The organism is Enterobacter sp. CM29, assembly GCF_013179605.1.
In the GTDB taxonomy this organism is placed as follows: domain Bacteria; phylum Pseudomonadota; class Gammaproteobacteria; order Enterobacterales; family Enterobacteriaceae; genus Enterobacter; species Enterobacter intestinihominis.
In genome coordinates this window covers 19,680-36,039 of sequence record NZ_JABMCU010000006.1, presented here as the reverse complement: position 1 = coordinate 36,039, position 16,360 = coordinate 19,680, and the positions used below count along the sequence as shown (strand labels likewise).

At 52.3% G+C, this 16,360-nt stretch carries 18 protein-coding genes; 11 read left to right on the top strand and 7 right to left on the bottom strand.

Annotated elements, in window-relative coordinates; all coding sequences use genetic code 11:
• Positions 1–11: 11 nt before the first annotated feature.
• Both HP459_RS01820 and HP459_RS01815 read right to left on the bottom strand, forming a co-directional pair.
• The gene (locus HP459_RS01820; protein ID WP_171935862.1) at positions 12–770 is read right to left on the bottom strand and encodes an alpha/beta fold hydrolase; all 759 of its coding nucleotides are present in this window, start codon (positions 768–770) and stop codon (positions 12–14) included.
• Between the two features lie 86 nt (positions 771–856).
• The gene (locus HP459_RS01815) at positions 857–1,030 is read right to left on the bottom strand and encodes a GhoT/OrtT family toxin (protein WP_003856960.1); all 174 of its coding nucleotides are present in this window, start codon (positions 1,028–1,030) and stop codon (positions 857–859) included.
• 243 nt (positions 1,031–1,273) lie between these two features.
• Here HP459_RS01815 and HP459_RS01810 point away from each other — a divergent pair, with 243 nt between their 5' ends.
• Genes HP459_RS01810 through HP459_RS01800 form a run of 3 tightly spaced genes read left to right on the top strand, consistent with a single transcriptional unit; the run spans position 1,274 to position 2,167 of the window.
• On the top strand, positions 1,274–1,600 hold the full coding sequence (locus HP459_RS01810) for a DUF1971 domain-containing protein (RefSeq protein ID WP_022648249.1): 327 nt from the start codon (positions 1,274–1,276) through the stop codon (positions 1,598–1,600).
• Between the two features lie 27 nt (positions 1,601–1,627).
• Entirely contained in the window at positions 1,628–1,981 is a 354-nt protein-coding gene (locus HP459_RS01805; protein WP_022648250.1) for a DUF1971 domain-containing protein, read from the top strand.
• A gap of 3 nt (positions 1,982–1,984) precedes the next feature.
• On the top strand, positions 1,985–2,167 hold the full coding sequence (locus HP459_RS01800) for a DUF1869 domain-containing protein (RefSeq protein ID WP_003856955.1): 183 nt from the start codon (positions 1,985–1,987) through the stop codon (positions 2,165–2,167).
• A gap of 35 nt (positions 2,168–2,202) precedes the next feature.
• Here the strand turns inward: HP459_RS01800 and patD are convergent, their stop codons facing one another.
• The 3 genes from patD to HP459_RS01785 form a co-directional block, all read right to left on the bottom strand.
• Positions 2,203–3,627, bottom strand: a complete 1,425-nt coding sequence (patD, locus tag HP459_RS01795) for an aminobutyraldehyde dehydrogenase (RefSeq protein WP_171935861.1) — start codon at positions 3,625–3,627, stop codon at positions 2,203–2,205.
• Between the two features lie 139 nt (positions 3,628–3,766).
• The gene (locus HP459_RS01790; RefSeq protein WP_171935860.1) at positions 3,767–5,191 is read right to left on the bottom strand and encodes a PLP-dependent aminotransferase family protein; all 1,425 of its coding nucleotides are present in this window, start codon (positions 5,189–5,191) and stop codon (positions 3,767–3,769) included.
• Between the two features lie 82 nt (positions 5,192–5,273).
• Complete coding sequence (locus HP459_RS01785) at positions 5,274–5,462, bottom strand: hypothetical protein (RefSeq protein WP_017693360.1); 189 nt, start codon at positions 5,460–5,462, stop codon at positions 5,274–5,276.
• Positions 5,463–5,879: 417 nt separating this feature from the next.
• Between HP459_RS01785 and HP459_RS01780 the strand changes: the two genes are divergently transcribed.
• From HP459_RS01780 to hslJ, 6 genes are all read left to right on the top strand, one after another.
• On the top strand, positions 5,880–6,362 hold the full coding sequence (locus tag HP459_RS01780; RefSeq protein ID WP_063147267.1) for an Hcp family type VI secretion system effector: 483 nt from the start codon (positions 5,880–5,882) through the stop codon (positions 6,360–6,362).
• On the top strand, positions 6,343–6,837 hold the full coding sequence (locus HP459_RS01775) for a DUF2778 domain-containing protein (RefSeq protein ID WP_367670998.1): 495 nt from the start codon (positions 6,343–6,345) through the stop codon (positions 6,835–6,837). Before HP459_RS01780 ends, HP459_RS01775 begins: the two co-directional genes overlap by 20 nt.
• Before the next feature lie 383 nt (positions 6,838–7,220).
• On the top strand, positions 7,221–8,615 hold the full coding sequence (locus tag HP459_RS01770) for a cytochrome ubiquinol oxidase subunit I (RefSeq protein WP_171935859.1): 1,395 nt from the start codon (positions 7,221–7,223) through the stop codon (positions 8,613–8,615).
• A gap of 5 nt (positions 8,616–8,620) precedes the next feature.
• Positions 8,621–9,631 (top strand): cytochrome d ubiquinol oxidase subunit II, encoded by a 1,011-nt coding sequence (cydB, locus tag HP459_RS01765; RefSeq protein WP_063200111.1) that lies wholly within the window; start codon positions 8,621–8,623, stop codon positions 9,629–9,631.
• Positions 9,631–9,759: a DUF2474 domain-containing protein gene (locus tag HP459_RS01760; protein WP_017693358.1), complete on the top strand. Its 129-nt coding sequence runs from the start codon at positions 9,631–9,633 to the stop codon at positions 9,757–9,759. Before cydB ends, HP459_RS01760 begins: the two co-directional genes overlap by 1 nt.
• A 124-nt stretch (positions 9,760–9,883) precedes the next feature.
• Positions 9,884–10,321, top strand: a complete 438-nt coding sequence (gene hslJ / locus HP459_RS01755) for a heat shock protein HslJ (protein ID WP_023300211.1) — start codon at positions 9,884–9,886, stop codon at positions 10,319–10,321.
• 1 nt (position 10,322) lies between these two features.
• On the opposite strand, the gene HP459_RS01750 is transcribed toward hslJ, so the two are convergent.
• The gene (locus HP459_RS01750) at positions 10,323–10,589 is read right to left on the bottom strand and encodes a DUF333 domain-containing protein (protein ID WP_003856935.1); all 267 of its coding nucleotides are present in this window, start codon (positions 10,587–10,589) and stop codon (positions 10,323–10,325) included.
• Between the two features lie 271 nt (positions 10,590–10,860).
• Here HP459_RS01750 and nifJ point away from each other — a divergent pair, with 271 nt between their 5' ends.
• Both nifJ and HP459_RS01740 read left to right on the top strand, forming a co-directional pair.
• Positions 10,861–14,385 (top strand): pyruvate:ferredoxin (flavodoxin) oxidoreductase, encoded by a 3,525-nt coding sequence (gene nifJ, locus HP459_RS01745; protein WP_171935858.1) that lies wholly within the window; start codon positions 10,861–10,863, stop codon positions 14,383–14,385.
• Positions 14,386–14,771: 386 nt separating this feature from the next.
• On the top strand, positions 14,772–15,899 hold the full coding sequence (locus HP459_RS01740; protein ID WP_022648258.1) for a porin OmpC: 1,128 nt from the start codon (positions 14,772–14,774) through the stop codon (positions 15,897–15,899).
• A gap of 35 nt (positions 15,900–15,934) precedes the next feature.
• On the opposite strand, the gene HP459_RS01735 is transcribed toward HP459_RS01740, so the two are convergent.
• The gene (locus HP459_RS01735) at positions 15,935–16,357 is read right to left on the bottom strand and encodes a GFA family protein (protein WP_045308183.1); all 423 of its coding nucleotides are present in this window, start codon (positions 16,355–16,357) and stop codon (positions 15,935–15,937) included.
• Positions 16,358–16,360: the final 3 nt, after the last annotated feature.

The window sequence follows — 16,360 nt, the reverse complement described above, 5'->3', positions numbered from 1 at the left end:
GGGCTACCCCTTCATGATCCGTTTATGAAGCCAGACAAAGCCTGAGCCAACGCTGACGGGTTTTCCCAGGACATTGAATGGCCCGCATCAGGGATAATTTTTACAGCAACGCCTTTTTGTTGCAGGCGATTAAAATCTTCATCAGGCAGGGACCACTCACCAAAAACTAACGTGACCGGGCAGCTCAATGACAAAAACAGGTGTTCCCAGTCGGGTTTAACGCCCTTGACCAGGCTCGTTGCGCCGCGCCAGACGGCCCAGGGGGCATTGCTTTGAAGGCTTCCAGACCACGCCGACGTTTCCGCCCGCAGCATGTCATCATAGCCCTGTTCCAGAAAATGTTGTTCCGTTTGGGCCGCAATTGCCCGGCTGAACATCCCGCCACCCGCATGAAAATTGGGTTCAGACACTATCAGGCCTTTAACGCGTGACTTTAGCAGCGTTGCCGTTTCGATAGCGATACTCCCCCCCATGCTATGACCATAGAGCCAAAGACTATCCAGGCCGAGATGGTCTAACAGTTCAACCACCACCTGCGCCTGTTCACTTGTGCGATAACGGTAGTTGTCAGGTTTGTCACTGTAACCGCTACCGGGGAGATCGATCAGAATGGCTCTGCGCCCCCCGAAACGGGTATCACAGACAATACGGGGATATTCATACGACGATGCACAGCCCAACCCGTGGATAAACACAACCGGGTCACCGAAACCGGGAAGATCCTGCCAGCGCACCGTGCAGCCTGCTTGCTGTGAATAGAAACTGTTCATAAGCACTCCATGTATGACGGACTGTATATTTATACAGCCTCAATGTATGGAATGCTATGTCTGGATGCCGATTCTTGAAGCGTGCTTCAGAAAAGAGAGATTAACAGGGCAACAGGAAAGCTCATCGGCCAGGTGGAGCCCACCAGGAATGCGCTCAACAGGCGAATACGTTTACGATCTTTAGACAGGAACCAGGTGATTAATGCGCAGATGGAGGCCATGATTGCGTAGAACACCAACATCTTTTGATACAACGTCATTCTGTTTACCTGAGCCGAAAAATAACCGCACGCAATATGCGTCATATGTTGACACAGATCAAGTTTTTTCGTTACACAATAACCACTTAATTATTAATGATAATAACAACTGAGTACCTTGTGTAACAACGCCGGGTAAAGCAAAACGGTTATTATTGATAAGATGCATATATAATGCACTTTTTGGTAAATCGATCCCTGCAGAAAGCAGTCTAATAAAAGCAGGCTTTTAAGGGAGGAAACATGCTACGCATTCCGCAGAGTTGCATTCACACCCGTTCCACGCCTTTCTGGAACAAAGAAACGGCCCCCGCCGGCATTTTTAAACGTCACCTTGATACGGGCACGCAGCCGGGCGTTTACCCTCGCCTGTCGGTGATGCGCGGCGCGGTGCGTTATCTGGGCTATGCTGATGAATTTACACCTGAGCCTGACAGCGAGCTCGTCATTGAAGCGGGTCGTTTTGGTGTTTTCCCGCCAGAGAGATGGCACCACATTGAGGTGATGACCGACGATACCTTGTTCAATATTGAATTCTTTGTTGAACCTGAGGTGCTTAAGTCCCTTTAAGCGTCCGACAACATGAAGGAAACTATTATGTTACGTATTCCTGAAAACTTTGTTCATACCCGCTCGACGCCGTTCTGGAATAAAGAGAGCGCCCCAAAAGCGCTTTTTACCCATCACAACACCAAAGCCGGCGTGTACGGTCGGTTGTCCGTCATGCAGGGTGCGGTGCGTTACTTTGGCTTTGCCGATGGCGATGCCACCGAACCCGATCTGGAAGTGATCATTGAGGCCGGTTCTTTTGGCATCTCGCCACCGCAAAAATGGCACCGCATTGAGCTACTGACCGACGACACGTATTTTAATATCGACTTTTTCGCGGATCCTGCCGTCACGCTCAGCGGTGCGGGTATCGGTAAAGTGGTCAACACGCATAAGGAGTAAATAATGGGTAAGGCTACCTATACCGTGACCGTCACCAATAACAGCAACGGCGTGTCGGTGGATTATGAAACAGAAGCGCCAATGGAGCTGTTGATCCCGGACGTCGCGGCAGATGTCGTGAAGGATCTGGTGAATACCGTTCGCGCCTACGATACGGAAAATGAACACGAGGTATGTGGCTGGTAAGCTGAATCGCCCGGCACTGCGCCGGGCATGAGGGTTTAGTGTTTGATCATCACATGTCGGACTACCGTGTAATCCTCAAGTCCGTAGACCGACATATCTTTGCCGTAACCGGATAACTTCATCCCGCCGTGCGGCATTTCGCTCACCAGCATAAAATGGGTATTGACCCAGGTGCAGCCATACTGCAACCGTGCGCTGAGGCGATGGGCGCGTCCGACGTCTTTTGTCCAGACGGACGAGGCCAGGCCGTATTGCGAATCGTTAGCCCAGCTCAGCACCTGCGCTTCATCCTCAAATTCCGTCACGCTGACCACCGGGCCAAACACTTCTCGCTGGACGATCGCATCTTCCTGCTTCGCCCCGGCCAGCAGCGTTGGCTGGAAGTAATATCCTGCCCCCTCTCTTTTACTGCCACCGGTGACGACGCGGATATGTCCAAGGGCTTTGGCTTCATCCACGGCAGCACAAACGCGGGAAAGATGCGCTGCGGAGCTGAGCGGGCCCAGCTCGGTTGAAGCATCGTCCGGCGCGCCCATTTTCAGGCTGGTAACAGCTGCGCCCAGCTTTTCGACCAGCGCGGAGTAAATCCCCTTCTGGGCATAGATACGACAGGCTGCGGTACAATCCTGACCAGCATTGTAGAAACCAAACGTACGCACGCCTTCAACCACGGCATCCAAATCTGCATCGTCAAAGACAATGACCGGGGCTTTTCCGCCCAATTCCATATGGGTACGTTTAACTGAAGATGCGGTATGCCCGATAATATGTTCTCCGGTAGCAATAGAGCCGGTGAGAGAAACCATACGGACTTTTTCGTGACCGGTCAGCGGATCTCCTACGGTTTTGCCGCGACCAAACAGCACGTTGAGCACGCCTGGAGGGAAGATATCTTTCGCCAGTTCCGCCAGCTTCAGCGCCGTCAACGGGGTGATTTCAGACGGCTTGATGACGACACAGTTTCCCGCCGCCAGCGCGGGCGCCAGCTTCCACGCCGCCATCATCAGAGGATAGTTCCAGGGCGCGATAGAGGCGACAACGCCAACCGGGTCGCGGCGGATCATCGAGGTATGTCCTTCGAGGTATTCTCCAGCAGCCAGCCCATTCAGGCAGCGGGCGGCCCCGGCAAAGAAGCGAAACACATCGACCACGGCCGGGATCTCATCTCCCTGGACACAGTGCAGCGGTTTCCCGCAATTTAGCGACTCCAGTTGTGCGAACGCGTCAGCGTTGGCTTCTATCACATCAGCCAGTTTCAACAAACTTTCGGCGCGCGTTTTGGGCGTCGTTTGCCCCCACTCAGTGAACGCGCGATCGGCAGCCTGGACGGCAGCGTCCACCTGTGCAGCCGACGCTTCAGCAATCTCCAGCAATACTTCACCCGTGGCAGGATTGTAAACCGCCTGCTTCTCACCCTCGCCGGTCACCAGTTCACCATTAATCAGCAGTTGATTTTGCATAGTATCGTCCTGTTGAAATCGACATTGTTTTCGCTGTCAGCACACGTTCTGGCGGGTCGATGCGTGACAACGTCACGTTACCAATCCACACTCCCTTACTAAAGGTAGACCGCGCGTCATGTCGCTTCAGGAATTTTCATCAAGATGTGACTGGGGGCAGCATCATTACGCGAATTAACGCCGCCAGCTGGACGACCGCCTGCTCCTCCCGCTCACCCCATCCCCATGAGGTATTGAAACGGAAAAACGGTGTCCAGATATTGGAGGTGGAAAACATTTTGCCGGGCGCAATGCTGATTTGATGAGTTAATGCCTTTTCACTCAACTGCCCCGCATCCAGCTCTTCAGGCAGTTCCAGCCATAAAAAGTAGCCGCTGTCGTTATGATGGATTTTGACGCCAGCAGGCATATGGCGCAAAAGCGATTGCCAGGCCTGCTGTTTGCGTTCAGCAAGCGTGCGCCGCAGGCGACGAAGGTGGGCGTCGTAACGTTTGGTCGCCAGGTAATCCACCAGCGCCAGCTGCATGGGGGAGCTGGTGGATAACGTACTCATCAGCTGCAACTGCTGAATACGGCGCGCATGTTTTCCCGCCGCCACCCAGCCAATACGGAAACCGGCCACCAGACACTTAGAGAATGAGGAGCAGTGCAACGTCATATCCTGCTTATCCCAGGCCTTTGCCGGAAGCGGCTTTTCGCGGTCAAAGTAGAGTTCGCTGTAAACATCGTCTTCAATCAGCGTGACGTTATGCCGGGTTAATAAGGCCACCAGCTGAGCTTTCTTCTCTGCACTCAGCGTGAAGCCGAGCGGGTTCTGACTGTTGGTCATCAGCCAGCAGGCTTTCACCGGATAATCATTTAACGCCTGCTCAAGGGCACTGAGATCGATGCCCTCACGCACGTCAGTAGCAACCGACAGCGCTTTCAGTTTCAGACGTTCAAGTGCCTGGAGTGCGCCATAAAAACAGGGGTTTTCAACGATAACCCAGTCACCTGGTTCAGTGACAGCCTGCAAACTAAGGTTGAGTGCTTCGAGCGCGCCCGCGGTGATCACAATTTCGTCCGGGGAGATATTCATCCCCTGCTGAGCGTAGCGACGGGCAATGGCATGACGTAAGTCGACGTTACCCGGCGGCAGGTTTTCAATCACGCTCATGGCCGTGGCAGTTTTACTGACATTAGCCAGCGAGCGGTTGAGTTGCTGAAGCGGGAATAGGCGCGGATCGGGAAATGCCGAGGCAAAAGGGACAACGGAGGGGTCGCGGCTGGCCTGTAGCACGTCGAAGATATAGGTGTTGATGTCAACTACTTCATCGCGCATCACCTGCGCGGGCGGTGCTGGCTGGTGTGTGGTCGGACGGGCGGCAACGTAATAGCCTGACTGCGGTCTGGCAACAATGCGCCCCTGACTTTCCAGCATCTGATACGCGTGGCCCACGGTCATGAAACTCATGCCGCTGCTTGCCACCTGCTCTCGCAGAGAAGGCAGCTTATCGCCCGGCAACCATACGCCAAGCTCAATCTGCGAGATAATTTGTTGCGCCAGACGCTGGTATTTTTTCATCAGATTCTCCTTATTGCTGACAGTGTATATCAGCAGGAGAAAAAGAGAAAAATTTGCTAACTGTTATGGGAAACGCGGTAGATTACTTGCGGTACTCAGTAATGTGATTCTGAGCAGAACGCGCTGCGGCCAGGTGGTCGAGCGTGATCATCGACGATTTGCAGAAAATGCATTTTGCGCCGAACGGATTTTTGTCAGACACATCAAAAGCTGAGGTGCGGTACTGCGAGCCATGACAGCATGGGCAGCGGAAATGGATATAAGAAGTCATAGGATTCTCCTGTAAACGTAAAAACGTAAATTACTCATGAGCCGATCAGGCAAAAGTTGGTTCGATACAAAACTAATCGGAATGTAGATAAAGACCCAAGAGAGGCTGCGGAGAGGCACAACGTGATGAGAACTGCTTTATAAAACTACGTCAGATATTTATTTGGATTCAAAACCAGAAATCCATTAACGCATGTTGCTGGCGACAAAGCAAGCTGTTTAATGCGTAAAAATCATAAAAAGAAATTTTTTATTCAAGATTGTCTACAGCTTCATTGATTATTCAAGAAACCGATTTCGAAGCACCAACACATAACACATTGAAATATAATTGTTTTACATGGCATTTTATGCCTACCTGGTTGGTTCAACAGAGGTATTAACTTTTCAGATTCACTCAGAAAAAAGGAACTATAGGATGGCAATTCCAGCATACCTCTGGCTAAAAGATGACGGTGGCGCGAATATTAAGGGCTCTGTCGACGTTGTAAATCGTGAGGGAAGTATCGAAATTTTGAGTTTTGGGCACGGCCTGTATCTCCCTACCGACAACATGACCGGTAAGATCACAGGTACCCGTATTCATAGCCCACTTAATTTTGAAAAAGAGTTCGACAGCTCAAGCCCCTATTTGTACAAAGCAGTAGCAAAAGGACAAACCTTAAAAAGCGCTGAGTTTAAGTGGTATCATATCAATAATGCAGGCCAGGAGGTCGAATACTTCAACATGCTACTGGAGAACGTGAAAGTTGTCTCTATCTGCCCACTCATGCATGATATAAAAAATCCCGCGACTGAAAAACATAACCATCTCGAAAGTATCGCACTTCGCTACGAAAAGATTACCTGGAAGCATTGCGACGGGAATATTCTCTTCTCTGATGAATGGAAAGACAGATGATTCGATGTACTTTTCATTTAAACGGGGGACAACTTTCAACGCTGAGCTGTCCTGCCTGGGTTTTTTCCCCGCATATTCAGGAAACTCAGGTCACAACAGAAACAATCCTGATGCCGTTTCAACGCCTGAGGTAGGGCCATTACCACCCGGACTCTATTATATCGTTACACGTCCTCGAGGTGGATTAGCTACCCACTGGCATGATGTTATCAAAGAGTTTGAAAGCGGATCGAACCGTGATTTTTGGTTTGCTCTTTATCGTCATGATAATCACATTGACGATACAACCTTTATCAACAGAGTTGAGCGAGGATCTTTTCGTCTACACCCTGCGGGACAGTCCGGTATTAGTAATGGATGCATCACATTACCAAACCATGCTCACTTCAGAATATTAATGCATGGACTACTGGCGTCCGGCACAATAAAAGTCGCTGCTGGATTAAATGCACTTGGCACCATACAGGTATATTGATGAATGCAAGAAAACATGCCCTTACGTGGGTGGTCGAAACATTGATGCTTTTCATTATTTTTTCGCTGGTATGCTACATCATGCCGGATGTTTTGCTTTATCACCTCTACACCAGACATTTTGGATTTGTAACTGAACTTGAATGGAGTGAAAGCTACACATTATTACTTTTTATTTTTTCCTTTCTGCTTAACGCCGTATTGATCTACCTTTGGGCGTTACGAAAGTGAGCGTTAACATGGGCGGTAATATTACCGCCCGATACAAGTTTCACATAGACGGTCAAGAAAACTGTTATAGATAAATAACATCGGTCTGTCTCTGCAACCCAGACCTGGCAAAGCTTAGAATGGCATCGAATTTTTTGCACTGCGGAGTTTTGCATGTTTGGTTTCGATGCGTTTCATCTTGCGCGAATACAGTTCGCCTTTACCGTATCCTTTCATATTATTTTTCCGGCGATAACCATTGGCCTGGCGAGCTATCTCGCCGTGCTGGAAGGGCTGTGGCTGAAAACAAAAAACACCGTCTGGCGTTCGCTGTACCATTTCTGGTCGAAGATCTTCGCCGTCAACTTTGGGATGGGCGTGGTCTCCGGCCTGGTGATGGCTTATCAGTTTGGCACCAACTGGAGCGGGTTTTCGCAGTTTGCGGGCAGCATTACCGGCCCTCTGCTGACCTATGAAGTGCTCACCGCGTTCTTCCTTGAGGCGGGGTTCCTCGGGGTAATGTTGTTTGGCTGGAATAAGGTCGGGCCGGGGCTGCACTTCTTTTCGACCTGCATGGTGGCACTGGGGACCCTCATGTCTACGTTCTGGATCCTCTCGTCAAACAGCTGGATGCATACACCGCAAGGGTATGAAATCATCAACGGTCAGGTCGTTCCGGTGGACTGGTTTGCCGTGGTGTTTAACCCCTCCTTCCCTTACCGCCTGCTGCACATGTCGATTGCGGCATTTCTCAGCAGCGCGCTGTTTGTCGGAGCCTCCGCGGCCTGGCATTTGCTGCGCGGAAACAACACGCCTGCCATTCGCACCATGCTCTCCATGGCGTTGTGGATGACGTTGATCGTAGCCCCTGTTCAGGCACTGGTGGGTGATATGCACGGGCTTAATACCTTAAAACACCAGCCTGCGAAAATAGCCGCCATTGAAGGCCACTGGGAGAATCCCCCGGGTGAGCCTACTCCGTTGCTGCTGTTTGGCTGGCCGGATATGGAGCAGGAACGGACCCGTTTTAGCCTTGAAATTCCCGCTCTCGGCAGCCTTATCCTGACCCACAGTTTCGATAAACAGGTTCCGGCATTGAAGGAGTTCCCAAAAGACGATCGCCCGAACGCCACCATTGTCTTTTGGTCTTTCCGCATCATGGCCGGTTTAGGGATGTTGATGCTCTTCCTGGGCATGGTGGCGGTCTGGCTGCGTTACAAACAGCGCCTCTACACCTCACGTTCCTTCCTGTGGTTTACCCTGCTGATGGGGCCGTCCGGGCTAATCGCGATCCTCGCCGGATGGGTAACAACGGAGGTCGGCCGCCAGCCCTGGGTCGTCTATGGGCTACAGCGTACGAAGGATGCGGTTTCCGCACATGGCGATCTGCACATGAGTATCAGCTTGCTGGCCTTCTTCGTGGTTTATACCGCGGTGTTCGGCGTGGGTTACAGCTATATGGTGCGTCTGATTAAAAAAGGGCCGCAGCCTTATGAATCCTTCGCGACTGAATCCGATGGCCGCCCTGCTCGTCCGCTTTCTGCCGTCACCACTGAATTTAAGGAGTAACCGTAATGGGTATCGATCTTTCCATTATCTGGTTCGTGATTATCGTTTTCGCCACGTTGATGTATATCGTGATGGACGGTTTTGATCTGGGGATAGGCATACTGTTTCCGGTAACGCCGAATGCGGACGATCGCGACGTAATGGTCAACAGCGTGGCTCCCGTCTGGGACGGCAACGAAACCTGGCTGGTGCTTGGCGGTGCGGCCCTGTTTGGCGCCTTTCCTCTCGCCTATGCGGTGATCATCGACGCGCTAACCATTCCACTGACAATAATGCTGATCGGGCTTATATTTCGTGGCGTCGCCTTCGAATTTCGCTTCAAAGCGACTCCGGCGCACCGTCCGTTCTGGGATAAGGCCTTTATTGGCGGGTCAATTGTGGCGACCTTCAGCCAGGGCATCACCGTCGGCGCGGTCATCCATGGGTTCAACGTCACCGGTCGCGCTTACAGCGGTGGTCCGTTTGACTGGTTTACCGCGTTCAATCTTTTCTGCGGTGCGGGTCTTGTGGTGGCTTACGCACTGTTAGGAACAACGTGGCTGGTAATGAAAAGTGAAAATGCCCTGCAACAGCGGATGCGTCAGGTATCGAAAGTGCTTCTGCTCCTGCTTCTGGTATTCATTGCGGTAATCAGTATATGGACCCCTCTCGCCCAAGCAGCCATTGCTGCGCGCTGGTTTACGCTGCCAAATCTGTTTTATCTGCTGCCCGTTCCTGCGCTGGTTGCGATCCTGAGTCTGTGCCAGTGGCGCTGCCTGAACGATCCTGCGAGCCATACTCTGCCGTTTATCATGACGTTAGGGCTGGTTTTTCTTGGATTTAGCGGGCTTGGGATCAGCATCTGGCCGCATATCATCCCGCCGGACATTACCCTCTGGCAGGCCGCTGCGCCAGCCCAAAGCCAGGGCTTCATGCTGGTGGGCGCACTGTTGATCATTCCTGTGATTCTGGTCTACACCTTCTGGAGTTATTACGTTTTTCGCGGAAAAGTACAGCATGGGGAGGGTTATCACTGATGCAACAACCTGTATGGAAACGTTTGATGTGGCTTGCCATCATCTGGGGCGGCAGCGTCCTGGCACTGGCCTGCGTAAGTATGCTCTTTAAAATGCTGATGGCCGCAGCCGGATTTAAATCGCACTAATTCACTCACCGGGTGCGTTGCCGCCCGGTCCTTATCTCGCACTTTCAGATAAACCCCATTAACACCCTGGAGGGTATGGTTACACTGAAAAAATATTTACAGCATTGATAGTTTGAGAAGAAAAATGAAAAAGCTCGCGGCAGTAAGTTTAATCAGCCTCGCACTGGCTGGATGCGTTAATCCCGGTAAAGCCTCCGTTCAGACCGATCAGTTAGAGAATCACCGTTTCGTGCTGGAAAACGTTGATGGCAAAGCGGTTAAGGGCCTGAAAACGCAGCCTGAAATTCGGTTCAGCGCGCAGCCCAGTATCAGCCTGATTAACAACATTGCCGTCTCCGGCACAATGTGCAACGGCTTCAACGGCCAGGGAAAATTGTCCGAAGGAGAGTTGACGGTCAAAACGCTGGCAATGACGCGGAAACTCTGCACCGAGCCGCAGCTTAATGAACTGGATCAGACCCTCGCCGATATGCTACGCACAGGCGCTCAGGTAGACCTGACCGAAGACCAGTTAACGCTGGCGACAGCCAATAAGTCTTTAATGTTTAAGCGAGTTGAATAACTCAGTAACTTCCGCACGATCCTACGGCAAGCGACTGCTCACTACAGCGTTTGCCGTTTGGCAACGCGCACATGCCGATAGCGGAGCCGTCGAGCTGACGGGCAACGGAGAGTGACCCTCCGATCATTGCGCAGTTGGCCTGGCCTGAACTGGACATAGCCGCTCGCATACCTGGCGTAACGTGTGCCGCAGTCGCCTGCTGTACAGGTTCATTGCTGCATGCCGACAACAGTAACGCGGCACATCCGACCCAAAATGCAGAACGCATACCTTCCTCCCCATAGTTAAAGCGAAACCTATGCATAATAGGCATCACGCGCCGCATCGTCGAGAGCGGATGTGCGTATTTATGCGCTCTGGTAACAATTTCTCGCAATTTTTTATCGCGAATAGCCATCCAGTCATTGATACAGCGCATACCAAGGACACAAAAGCGAAAATCGTAAAACCTGAGCTTTGCTAAAATACACAGATAATATTCAGGGTCTGTCGTCGTTTTACAGGCCCTTCATTTTTGCGCAATGTAAGGGTGTTGTCCTATGCAAACTATTGACGGCAATGGTGCAGTCGCGTCTGTTGCGTTTCGCACCAGCGAAGTTATCGCCATCTACCCCATCACCCCAAGCTCCACGATGGCTGAACAGGCTGACGCCTGGGCTGGTAATGGGGTAAAAAACGTCTGGGGCGATGTCCCGCGGGTTGTTGAGATGCAGTCCGAAGCCGGCGCCATTGCCACCGTGCATGGTGCGTTGCAGACCGGTGCCCTGTCGACCTCGTTCACCTCGTCTCAGGGGCTGCTGTTGATGATCCCCACGCTTTACAAGCTGGCAGGACAATTAACGCCGTTTGTCCTGCACGTCGCCGCACGTACTGTAGCCACACACGCGCTCTCTATTTTTGGCGACCACTCAGACGTGATGGCCGTGCGTCAGACCGGCTGCGCTATGCTTTGCGCCAGCAGCGTGCAGGAAGCACAGGACTTCGCGCTGATTTCGCATATCGCCACGCTGAAAAGTCGAGTGCCATTTATTCATTTCTTCGATGGTTTTCGCACCTCTCACGAGATCAATAAAATCGTTCCGCTGCCGGATGACACCATACTGAACCTGCTGCCGCAGGCTGACATTGATGCCCATCGCGCTCGGGCCCTCAATCCGGAACATCCGGTGATCCGGGGTACCTCTGCCAACCCGGATACCTATTTCCAGTCCCGCGAGGCGACAAACCCGTGGTACAACGCGGTATATGAGCACGTCGAACAGGCGATGGACGATTTTGCCGCTGCGACGGGTCGCGCATATAAGCCATTTGAATATTACGGTCATCCGCAGGCCGAGCGCGTGATCGTCCTGATGGGCTCCGCCATCGGCACCTGCGAAGAGGTGGCCGATGAGCTTCTTACGCGTGGTGAAAAAGTTGGCGTACTAAAAGTTCGCCTCTACCGTCCATTCTCTGCGAAACATCTGCTCGCAGCCCTGCCGGAAAGCGCGCGTGCCGTGGCGGTACTTGACCGCACCAAAGAGCCTGGCGCGCAGGCTGAACCCCTTTACCTTGATGTAATGACCGCTCTGGCTGAGGCGTTTAATCACGGTGAACGCGAAACGCTGCCGCGCGTCATTGGCGGGCGTTATGGTTTGTCTTCCAAAGAGTTCGGGCCGGAGTGCGTCCTGGCCGTATTTGCTGAACTGCGCGAGGCAAAACCGAAGCCGCGCTTTACGGTCGGCATTTATGATGACGTGACTAACCTTTCTCTCCCTTTGCCGGAAAACACCCTGCCCTCGAATGCGAAACTGGAAGCGCTGTTCTACGGTCTGGGCAGCGACGGCAGCGTCTCGGCGACCAAGAACAACATCAAAATTATCGGTAACTCCACGCCGTGGTATGCGCAAGGGTATTTCGTCTACGATTCCAAAAAAGCGGGCGGGTTGACCGTCTCGCACCTGCGCGTCAGCGAACATCCAATCCGCTCGGCATACCTGATTTCTCAGGCGGATTTTGTTGGCTGTCATCAGCTCCAGTTTATCGATAAATACCAGATGGCCGAGCGCCTGAAGCCCGGCGGTATTTTCCTGATCAACACCCCGTATAGCGCCGATGAGGTCTGGGCACGACTGCCCCAGGAAGTCCAGGCGGTGCTAAACCAGAAACAGGCGCGCCTGTATGTCATTAACGCCGCGAAGATCGCCCGCGAGTGCGGCCTGGCCGCGCGTATCAATACGGTTATGCAGATGGCGTTCTTCCACCTGACCAATATTCTGCCGGGCGACAGCGCGCTGATGGAGCTCCAGGGGGCGATAGCCAAAAGCTACAGCAGCAAAGGTCAGGAGCTGGTTGAGCGCAACTGGCAGGCGCTGGCGCTGGCCCGCGAGTCGCTGTTCGAGGTGCCGTTGCAGCCGGTCAATACCAGCAGCCCGAACCGGCCGCCAGTGGTGTCTGACGCTGCCCCGGATTTCGTCAAAACCGTTACGGCGGCGATGCTTGCCGGGTTGGGCGACACTCTTCCCGTCTCTGCGCTTCCGCCTGATGGCACCTGGCCGATGGGCACGACCCGCTGGGAAAAACGCAACATTGCCGAAGCGATCCCTATCTGGAAAGAAGAGCTGTGCACCCAGTGCAACCACTGCGTGGCGGCCTGCCCGCACTCGGCCATTCGCGCCAAAGTGGTGTCGCCAGAAGCGATGGCGGACGCACCGGAAAGTCTGCACTCGCTGGATGTAAAATCCCGTGATATGCGTGGCCAGAAATATGTTCTTCAGGTGGCACCAGAGGACTGTACCGGCTGTAACCTGTGCGTCGAGGTGTGCCCGGCGAAAGATCGTCAGGATCCCTCAATCAAAGCCATTAATATGATGTCGCGTCTGGAACATGTTGAAGAAGAGAAAGTGAATTATGACTTCTTCCTCGACCTGCCCGAAATCGATCGCAACAAGCTGGAACGCATTGACATTCGTACCTCGCAGCTCATCACCCCCCTCTTCGAGTACTCCGGGGCGTGTTCCGGATGCGGTGAAACGCCGTACATCAAACTGCTTACCCAGCTTTACGGCGACCGGATGCTGATTGCCAACGCGACAGGCTGCTCGTCAATCTATGGGGGGAACTTGCCGTCCACGCCTTATACCACCGACGCGTATGGCCGCGGCCCGGCTTGGGCAAACTCGCTATTTGAGGATAACGCAGAATTTGGTCTGGGATTCCGCCTGACGGTCGATCAGCACCGCGCCCGCGTAATGCGTCTGCTGGAACAGTTTGCCGATAAAATCCCGGCAGAGCTGAATGACGCCCTGCATGCGGAGGCCACGCCTGACGTTCGTCGCGCACAGGTTGCTGAACTGCGCCACGCGCTTCAGGGTGTTGAAGGGGCTGAACAACTGCTGACCGATGCTGACGCGCTGGTTGAAAAATCTATCTGGCTGATCGGTGGCGACGGATGGGCCTACGATATTGGTTTCGGTGGTCTTGATCACGTCCTGAGCCTCACCGAAAACGTTAACATTCTGGTGCTTGATACTCAGTGTTATTCCAACACCGGCGGACAGGCCTCGAAAGCAACGCCACTGGGTGCGGTCACGAAATTTGGTGAGCATGGCAAACGAAAGGCGCGTAAAGATTTGGGCGTCAGCATGATGATGTATGGACACGTCTACGTCGCGCAGATTTCGCTGGGCGCGCAGCTTAACCAGACGGTGAAAGCCATTCAGGAAGCGGAAGCGTATCCTGGCCCGTCGCTGATCATCGCCTATAGCCCGTGTGAGGAGCATGGCTACGATCTGGCGCTTAGCCACGACCAGATGCGTCAGCTTACCGCAACCGGCTTCTGGCCGCTGTACCGCTTTGACCCGCGCCGTGCCGATGAAGGAAAATTACCGCTGGCGCTGGATTCACGTCCGCCTTCAGACGCCCTTGCCGAAACCTTACTTCAGGAGCAGCGTTTCCGCAGGCTGAACGCCCAACAACCAGAAGTAGCAGAGCAGCTATGGAGGGACGCGGCAGCGGATCTTCAGAAGCGTTATGACTTCCTTGCTCAGCTGGCGGGGAAAGCAGAAAAATCAACCAGCGAATAACCATTATGCCCGGCTTGTCCGGGCATTATTTTGCCATAAAAAAGCCCGATGCACGTGCACCGGGCTAATCCAGAAGTTCGGTGAAAATTGCCTCAATGTTCTGAACAATATTCACGTGAATTATGGATGAAAAAATCTTAAAGGCATATAACGCCATGGAGAATACCTGCTTTACCACTTAATTAATAATTTTTATTTTGTATCAATTATAACGATTAATTCACGGCATCAATTGTTATTTCAAACGCATCATTTGCTTTAGATTTTACTCAACCCGTAACAATTATATTTTATTCATCAGCCCTCAGTGTGATTTAGCATGGGACAGCTTTCCAGCCCGGAAAGTTCACTAAGCAATAAAAAATAACTGCAAAGGAATAATCAAAATGCAAAGAAAAGTACTGGCACTGATGATCCCCGCTTTGTTAATGGCTGGAGCCGCTCACGCAGCTGAAATTTATAATAAAGACGGCAATAAACTGGATCTGTATGGCAAAGTAGATGGTCTGCATTATTTCTCTGACGACGCGTCAAAAGATGGCGACCAAACCTATATGCGTCTGGGTTTCAAAGGTGAAACCCAAATCAACGACATGATGACCGGTTACGCGCAGTGGGAATACAACATTCAGGCAAACAACACCGAAGGCTCTGACAATCAGTCCTGGACGCGTCTGGCCTTCGCGGGTGTGAAGGTAGGCGACTACGGATCCTTCGATTACGGCCGTAACTATGGCGTCCTGTACGACGTAGAAGGCTGGACCGATATGCTGCCAGAATTTGGTGGCGACTCTTATACTTATGCCGATAACTTTATGACCGGTCGTGCAAACGGCGTGGCGACCTACCGTAACACCGACTTCTTTGGTCTGGTGCAGGGTCTGAACTTCGCGGTGCAGTATCAGGGTAATAATGAAGGTAATAACTGCGATGAGAATTTCTGCTCTACTAATGAAGGGACCAACAACGGTCGTGATACACGTCATGAAAATGGTGACGGTTACGGTATCTCCGCAACCTACGATTTCGGCATGGGCTTCAGCGCAGGCGCGGCATATGCTTCATCTGACCGTACTAACGATCAGGTAAATTACACTACTGCGGGCGGCGATACTGCGGATGCATGGACCGCAGGCCTCAAATACGATGCCAACAACATTTACCTGGCTGCAATGTATTCCGAAACCCGTAATATGACGCCGTACGGCGACAATGCAGATGCGGTTGCAAATAAAACCCAGAACTTTGAAGTGACCGCACAATATCAGTTCGATTTCGGTCTGCGCCCGGCTGTTTCCTATTTACAGTCCAAAGGTAAAGATCTGGGCAATGGTCAGGACGATAAAGACCTGGTGAAATACGCTGACGTCGGTGCTACCTACTATTTCAACAAAAACATGTCCACCTATGTTGATTATAAAATCAACCTGCTGGATGAAGATGATTCATTCTACAAAAACAATGGCATCGGTACGGATGACATCGTAGCGTTAGGTCTGGTTTACCAGTTCTAATCCCGTTAGCCCGCAGCGATCTGCGGGCTAATTTTTTATCTCTGTTTCGCCTGCTCTTTACGAAAAGAGAGATAGCCAATTACCCCGCTGTCGCCATCCATTGGGTGATTTACTCCATCCATTACCGCCACTTCCGGGAAGTCGAATGGCGTAACATTCTCCAGACAGGCGACATTCACACCATATTCATTGGGATTGGAACGTCGTTGATGGAACGTATAAATACCGCAAACCGAGCAGAAGAAATGGCGCGCCGTGCCGGTGTTGAAACGGTACTCTGTGAGCGTGTCCGCGCCCTGCGTCACCTTAATACCCGTCAACGGCGCGGAAACCACTACTGCCCCGCGCATCCTGCAAAACGAGCAGCTACATCGCCGTGCGGTATTCAGGCCGTCCGTCAGCTCAACAGTAAATTTCACCGCCCCACAATGACACTGTGCATGACGAATTTCAGCCATCGC

Excerpts from the sequence above, each read along its gene's own strand:
- nifJ (WP_171935858.1), top strand. The coding sequence starts at position 10,861 with ATGCAAACTATTGACGGCAATGGTGCAGTCGCGTCTGTTGCGTTTCGC.
- HP459_RS01820 (WP_171935862.1), bottom strand. The coding sequence starts at position 770 with ATGAACAGTTTCTATTCACAGCAAGCAGGCTGCACGGTGCGCTGGCAG.
- HP459_RS01770 (WP_171935859.1), top strand. The coding sequence starts at position 7,221 with ATGTTTGGTTTCGATGCGTTTCATCTTGCGCGAATACAGTTCGCCTTT.
- HP459_RS01815 (WP_003856960.1), bottom strand. The coding sequence starts at position 1,030 with ATGACGTTGTATCAAAAGATGTTGGTGTTCTACGCAATCATGGCCTCC.
- HP459_RS01740 (WP_022648258.1), top strand. The coding sequence starts at position 14,772 with ATGCAAAGAAAAGTACTGGCACTGATGATCCCCGCTTTGTTAATGGCT.
- HP459_RS01760 (WP_017693358.1), top strand. The coding sequence starts at position 9,631 with ATGCAACAACCTGTATGGAAACGTTTGATGTGGCTTGCCATCATCTGG.
- hslJ (WP_023300211.1), top strand. The coding sequence starts at position 9,884 with ATGAAAAAGCTCGCGGCAGTAAGTTTAATCAGCCTCGCACTGGCTGGA.
- HP459_RS01780 (WP_063147267.1), top strand. The coding sequence starts at position 5,880 with ATGGCAATTCCAGCATACCTCTGGCTAAAAGATGACGGTGGCGCGAAT.
- HP459_RS01800 (WP_003856955.1), top strand. The coding sequence starts at position 1,985 with ATGGGTAAGGCTACCTATACCGTGACCGTCACCAATAACAGCAACGGC.
- HP459_RS01810 (WP_022648249.1), top strand. The coding sequence starts at position 1,274 with ATGCTACGCATTCCGCAGAGTTGCATTCACACCCGTTCCACGCCTTTC.
- HP459_RS01790 (WP_171935860.1), bottom strand. The coding sequence starts at position 5,191 with ATGAAAAAATACCAGCGTCTGGCGCAACAAATTATCTCGCAGATTGAG.
- HP459_RS01805 (WP_022648250.1), top strand. The coding sequence starts at position 1,628 with ATGTTACGTATTCCTGAAAACTTTGTTCATACCCGCTCGACGCCGTTC.
- HP459_RS01750 (WP_003856935.1), bottom strand. The coding sequence starts at position 10,589 with ATGCGTTCTGCATTTTGGGTCGGATGTGCCGCGTTACTGTTGTCGGCA.
- HP459_RS01785 (WP_017693360.1), bottom strand. The coding sequence starts at position 5,462 with ATGACTTCTTATATCCATTTCCGCTGCCCATGCTGTCATGGCTCGCAG.
- HP459_RS01735 (WP_045308183.1), bottom strand. The coding sequence starts at position 16,357 with ATGGCTGAAATTCGTCATGCACAGTGTCATTGTGGGGCGGTGAAATTT.
- cydB (WP_063200111.1), top strand. The coding sequence starts at position 8,621 with ATGGGTATCGATCTTTCCATTATCTGGTTCGTGATTATCGTTTTCGCC.
- patD (WP_171935861.1), bottom strand. The coding sequence starts at position 3,627 with ATGCAAAATCAACTGCTGATTAATGGTGAACTGGTGACCGGCGAGGGT.
- HP459_RS01775 (WP_367670998.1), top strand. The coding sequence starts at position 6,343 with ATGAATGGAAAGACAGATGATTCGATGTACTTTTCATTTAAACGGGGG.